This is a genomic window from Photobacterium aquae (genome assembly GCF_001029445.1).
GTDB lineage: Bacteria > Pseudomonadota > Gammaproteobacteria > Enterobacterales > Vibrionaceae > Photobacterium > Photobacterium aquae.
This window is the reverse complement of sequence record NZ_LDOT01000005.1, coordinates 51,439-68,954: the sequence shown is the minus strand read 5'-3', so window position 1 is coordinate 68,954 and position 17,516 is coordinate 51,439. Positions and strand designations below refer to the sequence as shown.

Sequence of the window (17,516 nt, the reverse complement as noted above, 5' to 3'; positions counted from 1 at the left end):
CGACGAATATCGTTACGATCGAAAGAAAACGATTATGCGGCTAAAAACTAATAACCCGTGAGTGTCACAATGAAACAGACCATCCCCGGCCTGCTGCTGTTATTGGCCATCATGTTGGTGCCGTCTTCGGCCTTTGCCAATAACGATACCAATACCGAAACAGATACCAGCGCCGCAATGCCTGACTATACCTATTACACCCTTGCCCCCGATATCACCACCAACTATGTCACCCAGGGCAAACGACTCGGCTATCTGCGCCTCCAAGTCGACCTCATGCTACTTGACCCGTCGATGAGCAAGCTGGTCGAGCACCACGCGCCGCTGATCCGCGACGCCATCATCACCGTGATCGGCCAGCAGCCAGAAGCCCGGGTACAATCGTTAGCCGGACGCGAGGAAATCCGCCAAGCCTGCCTCGCCAAGGTCAACGAATTGCTGATCGCCGAAACCAACCAGAAGCTGGTTACCGAACTGCTGTTCACCAAATACCTCTTCCAATAAGCCTGTTTTATACCCGGCTATATATGAAAAAGGCGCCTTTCGGCGCCTTTTTCATCATGGGCAGAATAATGGCAATCCGCCTCTTTCGTTATCGCGCTCAGGCCGCATTGACCCGAACCGCGTACCATTGCGCAATATACTCCGCAACAGCCTGCTGCTGTGCCTGATCCAGATACAAGCCTAGCTTGCTGCGGCGCCACAAGGCATCACTCGCTTCACGTACAAACTCATGCTCCAGCAAGTAATCAAGTTCACGGGCATAGAAACCGGCACCGAAATGCAGTCCCATATCGGCTTCCTTCTCAACCCCACCCATAATCCGCTCAACCCGGTTGCCGTAATTAGTGGCCATCCGCAACGCACTGGCGGCAGGCAGCCAAGTGTAACGTCCCTTCAGCGCATCGGCCTGCTGGGTCGGATTAAATCCAGCCTCGCCACCAGGCAAGTAGCTATCAGCCGTCCATGGTGCCCCCATCGCGGGGAAAAACGGAGCCAGCTTGGCCATCGCAGCCTCGGCCAGCTTGCGGTAGGTTGTCAGCTTGCCGCCGAAAATCGACAACAACGGCGGCTGATTGTCTTCCTGCTCCAGCTCCAGCGTGTAATCGCGGGTGATCGCCTGCGGCAAGTCGGACTCGTCATCACACAGTGGACGCACGCCACTGTAAGTCCATACCACGTCGTCACGCCCCAGCTTGCGAACAAAATGCTGGTTGTAGACATCAAGCAAGTAGCCAATCTCCGGCTCGTCGATGGCCACCTCGCGCGGATCGCCCCGGTACTCGACGTCTGTGGTACCGATGATCGAGAACTTATCGAGATAAGGGATCACGAATACGATTCGATTGTCGCTGTTTTGCAGAATATAGGCCTGCTCCTGATCATGCACCCGCGGCACGACAATATGCGACCCCTTGATCAGGCGGATATTGCGCGGCGATGGACAGTTGAGGCTCTGATCATAAAAGGCCTTGACCCAAGGGCCGGCGGCGTTGACCAAGGCATGGCAACGGCGCTCGAACACGTCACCGCTTAGCGTATCGCGGATGCTCACCCGCCAGATATCTTGCTCCCGCACCGCTTTTTCGACCCGGCAGTGGTTACGTACTTCACCCCCCCGCTCGGCCACCTCCATCGCGTTGAGGATCACCAGACGGGCATCATCCACCCAGCAATCGGAGTACTCGAACCCCTTGGTGATCTCCGGTACTAGCACGGATTCTTCGCCAAAGCGCAGGCTGCGGCTTGCAGGAAGCGTTGTTCGCTTGCCTAGGTGATCGTAGAGAAACAGGCCGGCGCGGATCATCCAGGCCGGACGCAGGTGCGGACGATGCGGGAGGCGAAAGCGCATCGGCTTGGCGATATGGGGGATCTTGCGCAACAACACCTCGCGCTCGGCCAGCGCTTCCCCCACCAAACGAAACTCGTAGTGTTCAAGGTAACGCAAACCACCATGAATCAGCTTCGAGCTCGCCGACGATGTCGCACTGGCAAAATCCGCCGCCTCATATAGGCCGACCGTCAGCCCGCGCCCCGCCGCATCGGCCGCGATACCCGCCCCGTTGATCCCGCCACCCACAACAATTACATCCAGTACTGCTTCTGCCATATCACCACCCTACCCACGCTAATTTAAATGTTCGTATTCGAGCATTAACGCTCGAATGCGAACATAATAGACAAAGACTTGATCAAGATCATCACAAATATATTCGAATTCGATGATTTTATGATCGCGTCAGCAATATGGCATAAAAAAAGCTGCCTGATGGCAGCTTTACGAAAAACAGATAGGGTACAGGCTAGATGATTTCGATATGCAAATCATACTCGGTCAGTTTCTTCGCCAACGAGTCCGGCGGCATATGGTTGGTAAACAGCATATCAACCTGACTTATGTCACCCAGATTGACCATCGCATTGCGACCAAACTTAGTATGGTCAACGCCGAGCATCACGCAACGGCTGTTTTCGATAATCGCCTGCTTGACCCGAACTTCGTGGTAATCGAAATCAAGCAGCGAGCCGTCAAGGTCAATACCGCTGATACCGAGGATCCCAAAATCAAGCCGGAACTGGGAAATGAAATCCAATGTAGCTTCGCCGACGATACCGCCATCGCGGTTGCGCACTTCTCCCCCGGCGAGGATCACCCGGAAGTCATCTTTCCCGGTCAGGATACTGGCCACATTGAGGTTATTGGTGACGATACGCAGGTCGTGGTGCTCAAGCAACGCCCGAGCCACGGCTTCCGGCGTGGTGCCGATATCGATAAACAGGGTTGCGCCGTCCGGGATATGCTGAACCATCGCCTGGGCAATCTTGTCCTTCTCGGCCAGCTGCATCACCTTACGGGTACTGTAGGAGGCGTTAACTGAGCTCGACGGTATGGTTGCCCCACCATGGTGGCGGCGGATTTTGTTGTCGGCGGCCAGTTCATTGAGATCCCGGCGGATAGTTTGCGGGCTGACATTGAACCGCTCAACCAGATCGTCAGTGCTGACGTAGCCCTGGGTTTTAACGAGATCGATGATCTCCTGGTGTCGTTTGCTTTGCTTCACTGCTGACGAGGCTCCTATATCACCTTCAACAAGCTGACGCAGGCTCAGGCTGTGCGGGCTGCGGCGTGCGGTCAAGCTTAATAAACAACAAGGCCCCGCCGATGCGGGGCCTTGTCATATTACCTAGGCTCTAGCCAAGATGCCAATGATGGCGATCCCAATCAAGCCGTCTCGGCAGCCTTTTGCTCCATCCGCTCGCGGTGCAGCTTGCTCTCGCCAATCAGCGCAAGGGTCAGGAAGAAGATAGACAGGCCACAAGATGCCGTCAGGACAATGAAGCCGCCGTCCCAACCGAAGTGGTCAACGGTGTAGCCCAAGATGGCATTCGCCGCAACCGCACCGCCAAGGTAGCCGAACAAGCCAGTCAGACCTGCTGCAGTACCTGCTGCTTTCTTCGGAGCCAATTCAAGGGCATACAAGCCGATTAGCATTACCGGGCCGTAGATCAGGAAGCCGATGGCAACCAGTGCCGCCATATCCACAGTCGGGTTGCCCGCCGGGTTGAACCAGTAAACCAGCACAGCCACGGTAACCAAAGCCATGAACAAGATACCTGCCGGCGCACGGCGGCCCTTGAAGAATTTATCCGACATCCAACCACACAGCAGGGTACCAGGGATACCGGCCCACTCGTACAGGAAGTACGCCCAAGATGATTTGTCTACGGTGAAATCCTTCACTTCGCTCAGGTAAACCGGAGCCCAGTCAAGCACGCCGTAGCGGATCAGGTATACGAAGGCGTTGGCAATCGCGATGAACCATAGCAATTTGTTGCTGAATACATACTTGAAGAAGATCTCCTTGGCCGTCATCTCCTTCTCATGCGAACCGTCGTAGCTATCAGGATAATCGTTCTTGTGCTCTTCGATTGAAGGCAGGCCGCATGACTGCGGTGTATCGCGCATGGTCAGCAGGGTAAACGCCGCCACCATCAGGGCGAAGAATGCAGGCACGTAGAAAGCCGAACGCCAGTCGTCATTGAACGCCCACAGACCCAGCAGGAATAGTGGACCAATCAAGCCGCCACCCACGTTGTGGGCCACGTTCCATACCGACACGATCTCGCCGCGTTCCTTGCGCGACCACCAGTGCACCATGGTCCGGCCACAAGCAGGCCAGCCCATACCCTGGAACCAACCGTTCAGGAACAGCAAGATGAACATTGCCGCAATGCTGCCCGTTGCCCACGGCATAAAGCCGAAGCAGAGCATCACAATGGCCGACATACTCAAGCCGGCGGCAAGGAAATACCGCGGGTTGGAGCGGTCTGAAACGTTACCCATCAAGAACTTGGACAGGCCGTACGCAATCGAAACGGCAGCCAGCGCGACACCAAGATCACCGCGGCTGTAGCCGTATTCTTCAATCAGATAAGGCATTGCCAGGCTAAAGTTTTTACGAACAAGGTAGTAACCGGCATAACCAATAAAAATACCGGCAAACAACTGCCAGCGGAGACGTTGGTAGACGCTATCAACCTGCCCGTCGGGCAAGCGCTCGCGATGCGGCGCGGGTTTGAACAGACCAAACATAAAATGTTCCTTTTTAATTAGTTTTTAGCAATGGTATGGGTACAAACGAATACAGAACGCGCGAAACCAATCCATTTCGCTCAAAGTATGCAAATTATTGCTCTAAAACTGGTAATAAAATGTGAATGAAATCGAATTGGCGGGTTTTATTTCGGTATTGAGCCGAAAATGCGCTACTTTTTACCGAAAATAAGAATTAGATAGGTATATCAACAAAAAAGGTGAACACCCAAATAGCGTCCACCTTTTGCATCAGGAGGGTCTTGAATTTACTTGGCCGAACCCAGCTTGGCGTCAAACAGGGCAAGGGCACAGCCGGTCAGCAGGCCGAACAAATGAGCCATATTGGCCACCGACATTCCCACGATATCGGCGAACCCCAGCACTAACCAAACGAGCATAAAGACCACATAGGATTTCGGAATCGCCAATCCCCGTTCAGGAGCCAGCCACCCCATCCACCAGATATAGCCCATCAGGGCATAGACGACCCCCGACAATCCCCCGAAATTCGGGCCGTAGAACCAGAACTGGGCAAAACCCGACACCAAGGCCGACACCAAAAATAGCTGCACCAGCTTGCTACTGCCGCGCTGCAGCTCCAGCTGGCCGCCGAGCAGCCACCACCACAGGCAGTTGAAAATAATATGCACCGCCGAGAAATGGATCAGTGCATGGCTGAAGAAACGCCATAGCTGCCACTGATCGCCATCCATCAGCGGGAAATGGGCGGCCGAAAACACCTCCTGCTGCATGCCGAGCAACCACAAGATATAGATCCCTATGGTTACCCCCATCACCAGCAAGGTGAACGGGCCGGCCTGTGCCTTGACCATCTTGATCAGGCTCGGATTACGGTAGCTGAAACGGGCCGTACGCGTATCGGCAACCTGCCAAGAGGCAGCCTGGTACTTGGGATCATAGGGATTGGCAAGGAAATGGTTGAGCTCTGCCTCCGCCTCGACCTGATACTGGATATCTTCCAGCCACAACGCAAAACGCCCCTCGGGCTCCGGTGCCAGCACCAACTCGATACCCCGTGAGGCCATATAATCAATAAAGGCCTGTGCCTGACGCGGATTCGCCAACCCGGCTAAACGATACATTTTCGTCTCCTCATCCAATGGTTGCCATTTGCCTTGATAATCCGCCGGGCCGGGCAACGATATGGCAACCCTTCAGCAACTAGGCGGTTTGGATGCAGGGGTAAGACTCGCGGCGCCACGCCTCGAACCCTCCGTCAAGGCTATAGACACAATCAAAGCCTTGATGGATAAGGTACTGCGCGGCCCCCTGACTACTGATGCCGTGATAGCACATGACAATCACCGGCTGGTCAGGATCTACCTGCTCCATGAATTGAACCATTGTATCATTGGTAAGGTGAAATGCGCCTTCCGGGTGCGCCAAGGCATGGGATTGCGGATCACGAATATCCACCAACACCGCCCCACTGTCCTGCTCAAACAGCAACTGATAGGCCTGCTCGACCGAAATATGCTCAAACTGATCCATCTGCACTCTACTCTCTCTATTATGATCATTGAATAGGATCATCGGCAGGCACAAAAATGTGACGATCGTCCGTTTTCGACAACATCGGTACCGCCGATCCCTATCCGGCCATTGTAACCCATGCGGTTACCCACAGCCCCATAGAAAAAGTACGGGTATAAGCCCGCGCTATGGCATGAGCAAAGCCAGTGCCAGCAAGGGCTCACACCATACTCACTCTCACCCCATACCAGCAGGCGGTCAAAAAACGACCTTCTGTGGAAAAGGCTGTGAATTGCGTTGATAATGTGCCTAGAGAAAATAGGATCCACTATATGTAGTTCGGATCCTATAAAAAGCTGTGGATAACATTCATGGATAACGCTTAAAAGGCCATTTTTTTAGAGCTATCTCTCAGATTTATTGCACAAAAAAACCAGCCAATGGCTGGTTTTTCCAAAATCAATTTTGTGGATATTTTCTCAGGATCCTCAGGCAACGTCGCCGACGGCATCCTTGAGCTTTTTCATCGCATTTTTTTCCAACTGACGGATCCTTTCGGCCGAGACATTGTAATAGTCGGCCAGCTCCTGCAAGGTCATCTTCTCGTCATCCAGCCAACGGGCACGGACGATATGCTGGCTACGCTCATCCAGCCCGGACAGGGCAGAAGAAAGACGATTGTTGGCATAGCTTTCCCAGTTATTGTCTTCATAACTGCGGGCCAAATCCGATGACTTATCCTCAAGGTAATAGACCGGAGCACTGTAGCCTCCATCGCGATCGTCGTCTTCAGGCTGCAGCTCGAATGCCGCATCCTGAGCGGCCAGGCGCGATTCCATCTCGCGGACCTCGCTGGCATCAACACCCAATTGCTCGGCAACCATGTTGACTTCATCGTTATTGAACCAGCCAAGGCGCTTTTTGGCCTTGCGCAAGTTGAAGAACAGTTTCCGCTGGGCCTTCGTGGTCGCGACTTTGACAATACGCCAGTTGCGCAGCACATATTCGTGGATCTCAGCTTTGATCCAGTGCACAGCAAACGATACCAGCCGCACCCCAACTTCGGGGTTGAAACGTTTGACCGCCTTCATCAGGCCCACGTTGCCTTCTTGCACCAAATCTGCCATTGGCAGGCCGTAGCCTGAATAGCCGCGAGCAATGTGAACAACAAAACGCAGGTGCGACATAACCAACGCCTTTGCAGCATTGATATCACCTTCGAAGTGAAGACGCTCAGCTAACTCGCGCTCCTGCTCCGCCGACAGCATCGGATAGCTGTTGACGCTCTGGACATAACTGTCCAGGCTGTCTGCAGAAACCAGAGCCATTGATGTCATCTCTTGTGCCATTCAACAAACCTCGTGTATTTTTTGTACCAATGGGAAATCGCCTGAACCTGCAATAATGCCCAAAAAGCAGCCTCGTTTGCAAGCAAGTTGGCAAATTTACATTATTTGTAGACTCAAAAACGTCACACAGGTTCAATTTCTTTCAAATGGCGACCAGCCGAAAGCTTGGCGGCCAACAAACCGATAAAGGCCGCGAGCATCAGCAACAGCAGACTTTCGTCCCAGCCCAGCCCAACCAGACTGAAGCTGCTATCATACAGCCCCGCCAAGTGCGCTACGGCGCTATCAAGCAATACCGTGATCAGTGCCGTCAGGATCCAAGCCGACACCGCACTGATAATTCCGTACCAGACCCCGGTATATAGGAACGGGCGCAGAATAAAACTGTCTGTCGCACCGACCAGCTTCATCACCTGGATTTCGTCACGCTGATTGAGCACTTGCAACCGCAATGTGTTGCCGACAATCAAAAACACCGCCACCAGCATCAGTCCGGAGACCACACTGGCCAACGCCAGTACCAATTGTTTTATCGCATCCAACCGCTGGATCCAGTCGCTGTCGAGGCGAACCTCTTCGACCGCACTTTGCCTTCGTAGCTTGGCCGCGAGCATGCCGGCCTGACCGGCCTCCTGCCACCCGGCCTTTGGCACCAACACCAACACCGGCGGCAGCGGGTTATCATCGAGCAGGCTCACCGCCTGATCGAACCCGGCTTGCTGACGAAGTTCATCGAGACCTTGCTCGGGAGAAATATAGTCTAATTTGGCCACTTCCGGCCAACCGGCCAGCTCTTCGCGCAGCGTATCTGTCACCGCCTTCGATGTCGAAGGCTCGAGATAGACGGTCAGCTGGGTCGGGGTCTGCCAAGCCTGGGCCGCGAGGGAGATATTCTTGGCAAACAGATAAAACGTCGCGGGCAGGGTCAAGGCAAAAGCCAAAACCGCCAAGGTCAGCACATTCCCCAGCGGGCGTCGCATCAGATCAGTGAGTGCCTGCTTACATTGCTGCTTGTGGATTGCAAAAAATCCCGTTTTGTTACGCGCCATGACCAAGCTCCCTCAGTTGTCCCAGATGCAAGTCCAACCGGCGGTAGTCTCGAGAGTTGAGCAACGAGGTATCGTGGGTGGCCATCAACACCGTCACCCCGACCCGATTGAACTCCTCGAACAGATTCATGATCTGCTGTGACAGGGCGGCATCGAGGTTACCGGTCGGCTCATCGGCCAACAACAGCAACGGTTTATTGACGATCGCACGGGCAATACCCACCCGCTGCTGCTCGCCGCCGGAAAGCTGGATCGGCAAACAGAGTGCCTTGTCGAGCAACCCCACCTTGTCGAGCGCCGCCGATACCCGGCGCTTGATCTCGTTTTCCGTTGCCTGCTCGACCCGCAGCGGCAGCGCGACATTGTCGAAGATACTGCGGTCCATCAGCAACTTGTGGTCTTGGAAAATGATCCCGATATTACGGCGCAAAAACGGGATCTGCTTGCTGTCGATACGTGAGATATCATGGCCGTTGAACCACACCTTGCCATCGCTCGGCCGCTCCATGGCGCAGATCAGTTTCAGCAAGGTACTTTTACCTGCCCCGGAGTGCCCGGTCAAAAACGCCATTTCTGCTGGCTGCAGATGGAAATCAACCTTTTGCAGGGCTTGGCGCCCACCCCGATAGGCCTTACTTACCTGCTGAAACCTGATCACGTATTATTCCTCGTCGCTAAACAGTGCCGAAATAAACTCATCAGCGGCAAACGGGCGCAAATCCTCAATACCCTCGCCGATACCAATGTAGCGGATTGGAATATTGAACTGATCGGCAATGGCGAAGATCACCCCGCCCTTCGCGGTACCGTCAAGCTTGGTCAGGGTAATACCGGTTACCGGTGCAACTTCACTGAACAACTTGGCCTGACTGATAGCATTCTGACCGGTACCGGCATCCAGCGTCAGCATGATTTCATGCGGCGCATGCGGATCGACCTTCTTCATTACCCGGACAATTTTGCGCAGCTCTTCCATCAGGTTGCCTTTGTTCTGCAGACGGCCTGCCGTATCGGCAATCACCACATCCACATTCTTGGCCTTGGCTGACTCGATGGCATCATAAATTACCGAAGCACTGTCGGCACCGGTGTGCTGTGCCACTACCGGCACATTATTGCGCTCACCCCAAACCTGTAGCTGCTCCACCGCCGCGGCACGGAAAGTATCGCCGGCAGCCAGCATCACGGATTTGCCCTCGTTCTGGAACTGCTTGGCCAGCTTGCCGATGGTAGTCGTCTTGCCCACCCCGTTCACGCCAACCATCAGGATCACGTAAGGCTTCTTGGCCTCGTCAATGACCAGCGGTTGCTCGACCTTGACCAGCATCTCGCTGAGCTCTTCGCGCAACAAGCCGAACAATGCCTCGCCGTCTTTCAAGTCTTTGCGCTCGGCCTTGTCTGTCAGGTTCTCGATGATCTTGAGCGTGGTGTCCATACCGACATCGGCCACCAGCAACTGCTCCTCGAGCTCTTCGAACAGATCCTCATCAATTTTCTTGCCGCTGAACAGGCCGAAGAACCCCGCACCGAAATTGGTCTTGGTCTTTTTCAAGCCACGCATCAAACGGGCAAAGAAACCCTCGCTTTTCGGCTTTTCCTGTACCAGCTGTGCTTCCGCCTCAATGGCGGCTTTCGCTTGCGCTTCTGCCTCTGCCGCAGCTTCAGCAGCCGCTTTGGCCTCTGCCTCTGCCGCAGCTTCGGCGGCTGCTTTGGCTTCCGCCTCTGCCGCAGCTTCGGCGGCCGCTTTGGCTTCCGCCTCTGCCGCAGCTTCGGCGGCCGCTTCGGCGGCCGCTTTGGCTTCTGCCTCTGCCGCAGCTTCGGCGGCCGCTTTGGCTTCTGCCTCTTCCGCAGCTTCGGCAGCCGCTTTGGCTTCTGCCTCTGCGGCCTTGTCTTGCTCCTCACCAGTGACGGCTGAGGATTTTTGTTCTACTTGCTCGGCAGGCTCTTCCGAACCAAAGCCCAGCCACGAAAATAATCCGCGTTTCTTTTTTTCTGCCATTGGCAAATCCTAGAGCTTGATTGGTACAATTTGCAGCTTGATCATCCTACCCTGCCAGGTTTACAAACATAATTGGCAGGGGTTTGGTTATACTATCATTTTCTCAACGGTCGAAGAAATCTATGTCAAGACGCAGACAACAATCAGGGCAAAAAATGCCATCTACCCGCCGCGAAGGCTTTGTCCGGATCATCAGTGGCCGTTGGCGGGGTCGCAAACTGCCCGTTCACGACGTTGAAGGGCTGCGCCCAACCACCGACCGTGTCAAGGAAACCGTCTTCAACTGGCTGGCCCAAGACATTATTGATGCCAACTGCCTTGATCTGTTCACCGGTAGCGGCAGCCTCAGTTTCGAAGCTCTGTCTCGCGGTGCCCGCCACGTCACCATGCTCGAACTCGACCGCACAGCGGCCCAGCAACTGGAGAAAAATCGCCAGACCATTGGTGCCGACAACGCCACCATTCATAACTCAGACAGCCTGATGTTCCTGAAACAGCAGCCAGCGACACCATTCGATGTGGTATTTATCGACCCGCCATTTCGCAAAGAGCTGCTTCAGCAAGTGATCAGCCTGCTGGAGCAAAACCAGTGGCTAGCCCCCCATGCCGTCATTTATATTGAAGCAGAAAAAGAGCTGGGCACACCGGATACCCCCGCAGACTGGCATCTGCACCGGGAGAAAACCGCGGGGCAGGTATGCTACCGGCTGTACACAAGGGAGGACGCATGAATATTCTGATCAAATTAGCCAAAGCCGCCATCGGGTTCGTGTGGTTGGTATTGCTGCTTAACATTTTCTACCCCTTCCCCGGGGTTGCCGCAATAGCGCTCTACATTATGACCGGCTTCTTGTTTATGATGCATGGCCTACAAATGCTGATCTTCCTAGGGGCCTTCGGCGACAAGATCACAATGAGCCGCTGGGAAAAATGGTCTATTCTGATCTTCGGCATCTTTGCCTTGCTCGATATTCGACGCAAACACATGATGTAATTGGGTTTTACAACCACAAAAAAAGCGAGGATATACCTCGCTTTTTTTATCTTCCGATTTCGTGCCTAGAACTGGAAAAACTTCCGAATACCGTCAAGGAACATCTGGGTCGATATCATGATCAGCAGCAAGCCCATCAAACGCTCTACGGCTTTCAAGCCCTTCTCGCCCAATAGCCGGTTAAACACTTCATAGAACATCAAAATGATGAACGAGGCACCCCAGGCCAACAAAACGGCAATCACCCAGTCTCCGGTGCGCCCCGGCTCCTGATTGGCCAACAATAACAGGGAAGCCAACACTGACGGGCCAGCAATCATAGGTATCGCCATCGGCACAATAAACGGCTCTTCACCGGCTGCCAATCCCGACACCCCGCCCGGTTGCGGGAAAATCATCCTGATCGCGATCAGGAATAGGATAATCCCCCCCGAAATACTGACAGTCTCTGTCGACACGTGCAGAAAATTCAGCATTTTCTGGCCGCAGAACAGGAACAACAACAGAATCACCAATGCAATCAGCAATTCACGGATCATAATGAAGCGGCGACGCTTCGGATCGATATGTCGCAAAATAGACAGAATGACCGGCAAATTGCCGAGCGGATCCATGATCAGAAAAAGCATGACCGCCGCAGAAATAATTTCCACAGAGCAGACCTCAGAAAGTGTATATAAAGAAAGATATATCGAGAATTAGGATGATCGACCAGACTGTCGACCAGAGACGAGAGAGTATAACAAACGAACAATCAGGTGGCGATAATTTTGCCACCTGATAAGCAAAATAATTCAATGCCAATAGGCTAGTGTTTACCCGTTGCCAATCAGTGATTACACATCCGATCGCGGTTAGCAACAACATGCTCACCGTCGATGACAACTTTCTGTTTTGACAGTAGGAAATCCATCAATGCATCAAACGTCAAATCTTGCTGGCTGCAGGTATGAAAGCGCACCTCATCACCATACTCAGCCAGCACCGCCTTGCGCAGGCTATCCAAAGTATAAGGCGTGCTCGCCTCAAGTAACTTATTCAATACATTATGGGCATGGACTTGGCTCATGGTCGACCTCAGATACGTTAGTTAACTGCCGCCATATTACCGTGCTCTTCACCGCCCGCCTTGACGCAAAACAAATAATATATTTTTAATACACCTTTTGGCCAAGATACCCCGAAACACCTCACCTCACGGGGATTCCCGCCCGCAGTGCCAGCATATCTCAAATGATCCTTCGTTCCGTTCACTGCATTCAGGACAAAACCATGGCGGATGAGCAACCTGCTCGTAATCAGCCAATAGCTGTCTTGCCAGCCCAAATTGAGACGAGGCGACCCAAATCGTCACTTCCACCACGTCAGCAGACAACTCCCCGACCGCGGCCAGCAGCCCCTCTCCACGCAGGCATACCTCGATATTCTCGGCCTCCAGCATCCCTTTCAGGCTATGCGCCTCCAAGGCGTTCGCCGCCTTGTAGACTTCGAGCCAACTCTCAGTCATATCGCCTCCCTCCCGGCAATCGCCCCCTAGCGAACCACACCGGTAGCCAATGTCGCCACAAACAGTCCTTGTGCCAAGAAATAGCTTCCCATGATCCAGGCTGTCGCCGAGCGAAACGCCCCCCGGAAACGATTGAAGGCTAGGCACAGATCCGAAAACATAAACACCAGAGCACCGACAAATGCCAGCAAAGCCGGCATATCCGAAGCTGTAAGCCAATACTCACCAGCCGCCCAGGCCATCTGGCAAATCACCGCTATATAGACCGCAACCGGAAGTACCCACCGCCCCAGCCCGGGTAGCAACAGCAGCAGCGCTATCACCCCAGCGGCTGCCAACAAGGCGGGCAACCACCACACCATGCCGCCACCAAACTGAGACCAAAACGCAGCCGAGTAGGCAATATGGGCCAAGAGAAAGCTTGTTAGCCCCGCGATGAAACGGTCATTGGGCAGCATCAGGAAAACATCCCCAACCAGCGACAAGGCCAGGCCGACCATGATGGTCCAATGGTACGCATCGCCTGAGCCAGACTGCCAAGCCAGCACCAATAGCAAAACAAGGGTAAAGGGCTTAAAAAAGTAAAACTGCCAACGAGGACCACTATAAGCCGCCGAGATATGCAACAACGCAGAAAGAGCAATAGCTAACCAGACCCACATCACATCACCGCCACTATTATTAACATAGCTGAAATTAGTTATTTTTGAGGCCAACCCAGTTTAGGGGGATACCCATAATTGTCTAGCAAGCCAAGCCAATAACCCATCCGTGGTCATGTTAATCCTTGCCACCCCACACATAAGCACAAAAGCAATCGTTTGGCATCAAATTCCACCACCAGCTCCCTCCCCTGAATCACTCACGAAGATAAATACACCCCATAAACATTAATTAACACAATCCAGAAATCGATAAAAATACAATACAAAACAATTAATTAGATAAGATATACATGAAAAACAAGCCTAATGTCGCCACTGAATAGCCACGCCCCTCTAGCAGCCTCAAAAATATCAACTCATGCCCTGTATTGAGGGCGGGGTGACACAAAGGAAGCCATCGGCCATCAATTTGGTGATAAAAACAATATTTAACTTAGCAAAACCAACCTGACAGACAGGAAACCACCAAAATACAAACTTCTAGAAAAGCTCAATAAAAACACACCAAAACCACATTTAAAAACCAATAAAAACATCAAGTTAAAACATAGAGAACCATATTTGAACAGCGTGGGTATTTTTCACCCTATGAGAAAACAACATTCAAAACATCAAAAACAACCATTTATGGCTCAATAAAATTCATTTATTACCAAGATTTGACAATGTTGCTTGAATAACCACCAAAAACAATGCTATTCTAAATACATACCTTAACAAGCAGCTACCAAGGAGCCTTACTATGTTCACCTCTTCTCAAAAACAAGGCCTAATGATGATCGCCGTAATTGTCGGTCTCATGACGCTGCCTGTTATCTACTAAGCCTAAGGGCTATAAAAAATTCCCATAAAAAAAGGTGCCCTCAGGCACCTTTTTTTGTTTGTTGATATCACTACGGCATCAGGTTGATACGGTGCCAGTGGATCGAATAGAACCAGATGGCAAGGGCCGTGGCACCCAGCACCAGCAGAACAGCAATGGTCCAGACAAACCGACCGCTCCGAGGGGTCAGCTCTTTTTCGCACGCTTTGCAGGCTGCAATGAACCCTTTTTTGTCATCGAGCCGATAGCCGTCTTCATGTACCGTTTTGTTTCGCACCGAAGCAATAAACCGCAATTTGGGGATGATCTCATGAGGCAAGCGCTCCTCGCTGCTCGTGATCAGCTGGTGCAGTCCCTTGCCCTCGGCATGGTAATGCTCTCGCAGCAAGCGCTCAATCCGTCGCGAGCGGGTCACCACTAATTCAATATTCGCCATACAGCTTCATTCCTCTACCGACATCCTTTCTAACTTACCGTGACTAGGCCAAGAAGCAAAGTACACCGACCCCGTTTTCCGTCAAGCCACTAAAATACAATGCCACAAGGGCATATTGCGCCTCGCCACTCAACCGAGATCACGAAATATAGCCATCCCCATACGCAGGCAAGCGAGATTGTGAATAATAAGAACCCGCTATCATTACATTCGCCTTTCTCCCGTCACAGCCAAGGAAGACCCAACATGCCAATCTGGATCCCAGCATTGATGCTGCTGTTACTCGCTGTCGCCATTGCCAGCTTCGCCCGCATCTACCGCCAGCATATGCTCGGCGAAAGCGCCAAAGAGCGCAAAATTGACGTCACTGTGCTCGACAAGCAAAGCGTGCCGGTGATCGGGGCACAGCCCGGCCAGGACGATCAGGAATACTGGATTTACGTCCAACCTACCCGCGGCGGCCCCAAGCGCGAATTCATGGTCGGTATCCACTACTATCATGCCCTCAATCCCGGGGACAGCGGTACCCTGACCTATCAGGGATTGAAGTTCCTCCACTTCGCGCTCCAGCGCTGAACCCACCGCTGGGCTCAAGGGACCAACCAGGCCGTTTTCGAACTTTTGCCCAGAAGCCAGCTGGCCCACAGGGCCAGCCCGGTGGCCACTACCGTCCATAGGGGGATCATGAACAACGGCGGCAGGAAATACCAATCAAAGGCCCGTACCGGCCAGAGAAACAGGGGATGGAGCAGATAGATCCCCAAGCTATAGCGGCTCATAAAGGCCAACCGCCCCAGCCACTCCTCATTCATCCTGTCGGCCAGATAACGGCCTAGGGCAAAGATCATCGCGGCTATCAGGGCGGTATTGAGGGTCTTGTAGGACAGCCAGCGCCCGACGGTATACTCGCCGGCAGCGAAACTGTTACTGAGCACCATGTAATCGGTCAGCAACAGACAGCCGCCGCCCAACAGCAGCAACCATCCCCATGACGGCCACTGCCATTGAAATACCACGTACCCCAACAATAGATAACCGCTATAGAGCACCAGTTCATGACTCCACGGCCCGTCGATCCGAAACAGGAACAAGGCGGTCAACCCCAGCCACAGCCCCGTCAGGGCTATCACCGCCTTGCGGTCGTAATGCTGGACGAAATAACGCAGGAAAGGCACGACAAAATAGAGCGGGATAAAGTAATAGAAGAACCCTAAGTGGTAGTACGTTTCATGGATAGGCAGGGCCAGCAGGGTATCCAAGGCCAGCGTTTGGTCATACCCGCCAGCGCTCAAGCCGCTCAGGCCGGCATAAAAGCAGGACCACACCAAAAACGGCACCAGCACCTTGCCCAGCCGGCGCCGGACATAATAGCCCAACTCGAATGGCCGCCGATCGCTGAGCATCAATGCTCCGGAAATCATGATAAATACCGGCACTGCCCAGCGGCTGAAGCTGTTGAAAGAGATCGCGACAATCCAACTGCCATCGCTGATCTGGCCAAGCTGCTCCCGGTACGGCCCCAGCACATGGATCACCACCACGGCCACCGCCGCCATACAGCGCAGCACATCAAAAAATTGGATTTTCTCTCTCACCTGTCCTCCCTGCCGCCGAACCGGCGCTGTGAATAGCACTGCGCAATAATACAAAAGCGGGCCTCCCGGTGGGATGGCCCGCTTTGACTATAGCAGCCTGCCGTTATTTAGACACTCGACAACAGGATGCAACTTGCCTTTCTTATTCAGTACATTGCCTGCAAACCGGCGATTACCTGGCTTAAGGCTGCTGACGCGTTGCTGCCAGCACGATCTCACGGATACACAGGTGCTGTGGCTGCTGGTAAGCATAGCTAATCGCATTGGCGATATCCTGCGGCGCAATCACCCCGCCCATACCCTCTTTCCACTCCTCGTAGCCGGCCTTGATCGCCTCGCTGGTCGTGTGGCTCAGCAGTTCGGTATCCACGGCACCTGGAGCGATAGTAATAAAGCGAACGTTGTCGTCGGCGACTTCCTCGCGGATGTTTTCTGTGATCGCATGAACGGCAAACTTGGTGCCGCAGTATGCCGCGTGGTTAGGGAACGTCTTGCGACCGGCAATCGAGCTGATATTGATAACCGTACCGTGCTGGCGGGCCTTCATCTTGGCCAGAACCGCATGAATACCGTTTAGCAGTCCCATCACGTTAACGTCAAACATCGTCTTCCATTCGGCAGGATCCTGCTCGTGGGCCAGCCCCAGCAACATCACCCCGGCATTGTTGACCAAGCAGTCTACCGGACCGTACAACGCCTCGGCCTCGTCAATCGCAGCCTTGACCGCTTCGCCATCTGTCACGTCAACCTGGCGACAAAGGGTATCAGGCAGGCCAAGCGCGGTCAGACGATCAACACGACGGGCCAGCAACAACAACGGATGGCCCTGCGCAGACAGGGTACGGGCAGTAGCCTCACCAATGCCCGAACTTGCACCAGTGATCACAACAAGAGACTTTGACATAACATTCACCTATGTATTGGAAAAAGAGATCACGTTGAAACCCTTTCCCGTGATTCTAGACAAAATCAGCGGCCGACTGATGATGGCTGTCACTATAACGAGCC

At 53.4% G+C, this 17,516-nt stretch carries 20 protein-coding genes; 4 read left to right on the top strand and 16 right to left on the bottom strand.

Annotated elements, in window-relative coordinates:
* Nucleotides 1-69: 69 nt before the first annotated feature.
* Complete coding sequence (locus tag ABT56_RS04830; RefSeq protein ID WP_047877736.1) at nt 70-504, top strand: flagellar basal body-associated protein FliL; 435 nt, start codon at nt 70-72, stop codon at nt 502-504.
* Nucleotides 505-601: 97 nt separating this feature from the next.
* Here ABT56_RS04830 and glpD read toward each other — a convergent pair whose 3' ends face one another.
* The 9 genes from glpD to ftsY form a co-directional block, all read right to left on the bottom strand.
* Complete coding sequence (glpD, locus tag ABT56_RS04825; protein ID WP_047877735.1) at nt 602-2,110, bottom strand: glycerol-3-phosphate dehydrogenase; 1,509 nt, start codon at nt 2,108-2,110, stop codon at nt 602-604.
* A 193-nt stretch (nt 2,111-2,303) separates the two neighbouring features.
* Nucleotides 2,304-3,062: a DeoR/GlpR family transcriptional regulator gene (locus ABT56_RS04820; RefSeq protein WP_047877876.1), complete on the bottom strand. Its 759-nt coding sequence runs from the start codon at nt 3,060-3,062 to the stop codon at nt 2,304-2,306.
* A gap of 161 nt (nt 3,063-3,223) precedes the next feature.
* A complete protein-coding gene (glpT, locus tag ABT56_RS04815) occupies nt 3,224-4,594 on the bottom strand; it encodes a glycerol-3-phosphate transporter (protein WP_047877734.1) in 1,371 nt (456 codons plus the stop codon).
* Between the two features lie 269 nt (nt 4,595-4,863).
* Nucleotides 4,864-5,700, bottom strand: a complete 837-nt coding sequence (gene glpG, locus ABT56_RS04810; protein WP_047877733.1) for a rhomboid family intramembrane serine protease GlpG — start codon at nt 5,698-5,700, stop codon at nt 4,864-4,866.
* Between the two features lie 79 nt (nt 5,701-5,779).
* Nucleotides 5,780-6,109 carry a thiosulfate sulfurtransferase GlpE gene (gene glpE / locus ABT56_RS04805; RefSeq protein WP_047877732.1) on the bottom strand — a complete coding sequence of 110 codons (330 nt, stop codon included), beginning with the start codon at nt 6,107-6,109 and terminating at the stop codon, nt 5,780-5,782.
* 470 nt (nt 6,110-6,579) lie between these two features.
* On the bottom strand, nt 6,580-7,440 hold the full coding sequence (rpoH, locus tag ABT56_RS04800; RefSeq protein ID WP_047877731.1) for an RNA polymerase sigma factor RpoH: 861 nt from the start codon (nt 7,438-7,440) through the stop codon (nt 6,580-6,582).
* A gap of 122 nt (nt 7,441-7,562) precedes the next feature.
* On the bottom strand, nt 7,563-8,489 hold the full coding sequence (ftsX, locus tag ABT56_RS04795) for a permease-like cell division protein FtsX (protein WP_047877730.1): 927 nt from the start codon (nt 8,487-8,489) through the stop codon (nt 7,563-7,565).
* Nucleotides 8,479-9,147: a cell division ATP-binding protein FtsE gene (gene ftsE, locus ABT56_RS04790; protein WP_047877729.1), complete on the bottom strand. Its 669-nt coding sequence runs from the start codon at nt 9,145-9,147 to the stop codon at nt 8,479-8,481. Before ftsE ends, ftsX begins: the two co-directional genes overlap by 11 nt.
* A 3-nt stretch (nt 9,148-9,150) precedes the next feature.
* On the bottom strand, nt 9,151-10,488 hold the full coding sequence (ftsY, locus tag ABT56_RS04785) for a signal recognition particle-docking protein FtsY (protein ID WP_047877728.1): 1,338 nt from the start codon (nt 10,486-10,488) through the stop codon (nt 9,151-9,153).
* A 122-nt stretch (nt 10,489-10,610) separates the two neighbouring features.
* Here ftsY and rsmD point away from each other — a divergent pair, with 122 nt between their 5' ends.
* Nucleotides 10,611-11,219, top strand: coding sequence for a 16S rRNA (guanine(966)-N(2))-methyltransferase RsmD (gene rsmD, locus ABT56_RS04780; RefSeq protein ID WP_047877727.1), 609 nt, complete (start codon nt 10,611-10,613; stop codon nt 11,217-11,219).
* Nucleotides 11,216-11,482 (top strand): DUF1145 domain-containing protein, encoded by a 267-nt coding sequence (locus ABT56_RS04775; protein WP_047877726.1) that lies wholly within the window; start codon nt 11,216-11,218, stop codon nt 11,480-11,482. The genes rsmD and ABT56_RS04775 overlap by 4 nt, the downstream gene beginning before the upstream one ends.
* A 65-nt stretch (nt 11,483-11,547) precedes the next feature.
* Here the strand turns inward: ABT56_RS04775 and ABT56_RS04770 are convergent, their stop codons facing one another.
* The 5 genes from ABT56_RS04770 to ABT56_RS04750 form a co-directional block, all read right to left on the bottom strand.
* Nucleotides 11,548-12,135 carry a YhgN family NAAT transporter gene (locus ABT56_RS04770; protein WP_047877725.1) on the bottom strand — a complete coding sequence of 196 codons (588 nt, stop codon included), beginning with the start codon at nt 12,133-12,135 and terminating at the stop codon, nt 11,548-11,550.
* Between the two features lie 176 nt (nt 12,136-12,311).
* Nucleotides 12,312-12,551, bottom strand: coding sequence for a YecH family metal-binding protein (locus ABT56_RS04765; RefSeq protein ID WP_047877724.1), 240 nt, complete (start codon nt 12,549-12,551; stop codon nt 12,312-12,314).
* 126 nt (nt 12,552-12,677) lie between these two features.
* Nucleotides 12,678-12,989, bottom strand: a complete 312-nt coding sequence (locus ABT56_RS04760; RefSeq protein ID WP_047877723.1) for a putative signal transducing protein — start codon at nt 12,987-12,989, stop codon at nt 12,678-12,680.
* Nucleotides 12,990-13,015: 26 nt separating this feature from the next.
* Nucleotides 13,016-13,651 carry a lysoplasmalogenase gene (locus ABT56_RS04755; protein ID WP_047877722.1) on the bottom strand — a complete coding sequence of 212 codons (636 nt, stop codon included), beginning with the start codon at nt 13,649-13,651 and terminating at the stop codon, nt 13,016-13,018.
* Nucleotides 13,652-14,547: 896 nt separating this feature from the next.
* Nucleotides 14,548-14,913, bottom strand: a complete 366-nt coding sequence (locus tag ABT56_RS04750; protein ID WP_047877721.1) for a hypothetical protein — start codon at nt 14,911-14,913, stop codon at nt 14,548-14,550.
* A 246-nt stretch (nt 14,914-15,159) separates the two neighbouring features.
* Here ABT56_RS04750 and ABT56_RS04745 point away from each other — a divergent pair, with 246 nt between their 5' ends.
* Nucleotides 15,160-15,489 (top strand): DUF2500 domain-containing protein, encoded by a 330-nt coding sequence (locus ABT56_RS04745; protein WP_047877720.1) that lies wholly within the window; start codon nt 15,160-15,162, stop codon nt 15,487-15,489.
* 14 nt (nt 15,490-15,503) lie between these two features.
* On the opposite strand, the gene ABT56_RS04740 is transcribed toward ABT56_RS04745, so the two are convergent.
* Nucleotides 15,504-16,508: an acyltransferase gene (locus ABT56_RS04740; RefSeq protein WP_047877719.1), complete on the bottom strand. Its 1,005-nt coding sequence runs from the start codon at nt 16,506-16,508 to the stop codon at nt 15,504-15,506.
* Nucleotides 16,509-16,689: 181 nt separating this feature from the next.
* Nucleotides 16,690-17,412 (bottom strand): SDR family oxidoreductase, encoded by a 723-nt coding sequence (locus ABT56_RS04735; protein ID WP_047877718.1) that lies wholly within the window; start codon nt 17,410-17,412, stop codon nt 16,690-16,692.
* Nucleotides 17,413-17,516 lie beyond the last annotated feature (104 nt).

Bases quoted from the DNA above. Each gene is read 5' to 3' on its own strand.
- glpD (WP_047877735.1), bottom strand. From the start codon at position 2,110: ATGGCAGAAGCAGTACTGGATGTAATTGTTGTGGGTGGCGGGATCAAC.
- ABT56_RS04830 (WP_047877736.1), top strand. From the start codon at position 70: ATGAAACAGACCATCCCCGGCCTGCTGCTGTTATTGGCCATCATGTTG.
- rpoH (WP_047877731.1), bottom strand. From the start codon at position 7,440: ATGGCACAAGAGATGACATCAATGGCTCTGGTTTCTGCAGACAGCCTG.
- ABT56_RS04750 (WP_047877721.1), bottom strand. From the start codon at position 14,913: ATGGCGAATATTGAATTAGTGGTGACCCGCTCGCGACGGATTGAGCGC.
- ABT56_RS04735 (WP_047877718.1), bottom strand. From the start codon at position 17,412: ATGTCAAAGTCTCTTGTTGTGATCACTGGTGCAAGTTCGGGCATTGGT.
- rsmD (WP_047877727.1), top strand. From the start codon at position 10,611: ATGTCAAGACGCAGACAACAATCAGGGCAAAAAATGCCATCTACCCGC.
- ABT56_RS04745 (WP_047877720.1), top strand. From the start codon at position 15,160: ATGCCAATCTGGATCCCAGCATTGATGCTGCTGTTACTCGCTGTCGCC.
- ABT56_RS04760 (WP_047877723.1), bottom strand. From the start codon at position 12,989: ATGACTGAGAGTTGGCTCGAAGTCTACAAGGCGGCGAACGCCTTGGAG.
- glpE (WP_047877732.1), bottom strand. From the start codon at position 6,109: ATGGATCAGTTTGAGCATATTTCGGTCGAGCAGGCCTATCAGTTGCTG.
- glpT (WP_047877734.1), bottom strand. From the start codon at position 4,594: ATGTTTGGTCTGTTCAAACCCGCGCCGCATCGCGAGCGCTTGCCCGAC.
- ABT56_RS04755 (WP_047877722.1), bottom strand. From the start codon at position 13,651: ATGTGGGTCTGGTTAGCTATTGCTCTTTCTGCGTTGTTGCATATCTCG.
- ABT56_RS04775 (WP_047877726.1), top strand. From the start codon at position 11,216: ATGAATATTCTGATCAAATTAGCCAAAGCCGCCATCGGGTTCGTGTGG.
- ftsX (WP_047877730.1), bottom strand. From the start codon at position 8,489: ATGGCGCGTAACAAAACGGGATTTTTTGCAATCCACAAGCAGCAATGT.
- ftsY (WP_047877728.1), bottom strand. From the start codon at position 10,488: ATGGCAGAAAAAAAGAAACGCGGATTATTTTCGTGGCTGGGCTTTGGT.
- ABT56_RS04765 (WP_047877724.1), bottom strand. From the start codon at position 12,551: ATGAGCCAAGTCCATGCCCATAATGTATTGAATAAGTTACTTGAGGCG.
- glpG (WP_047877733.1), bottom strand. From the start codon at position 5,700: ATGTATCGTTTAGCCGGGTTGGCGAATCCGCGTCAGGCACAGGCCTTT.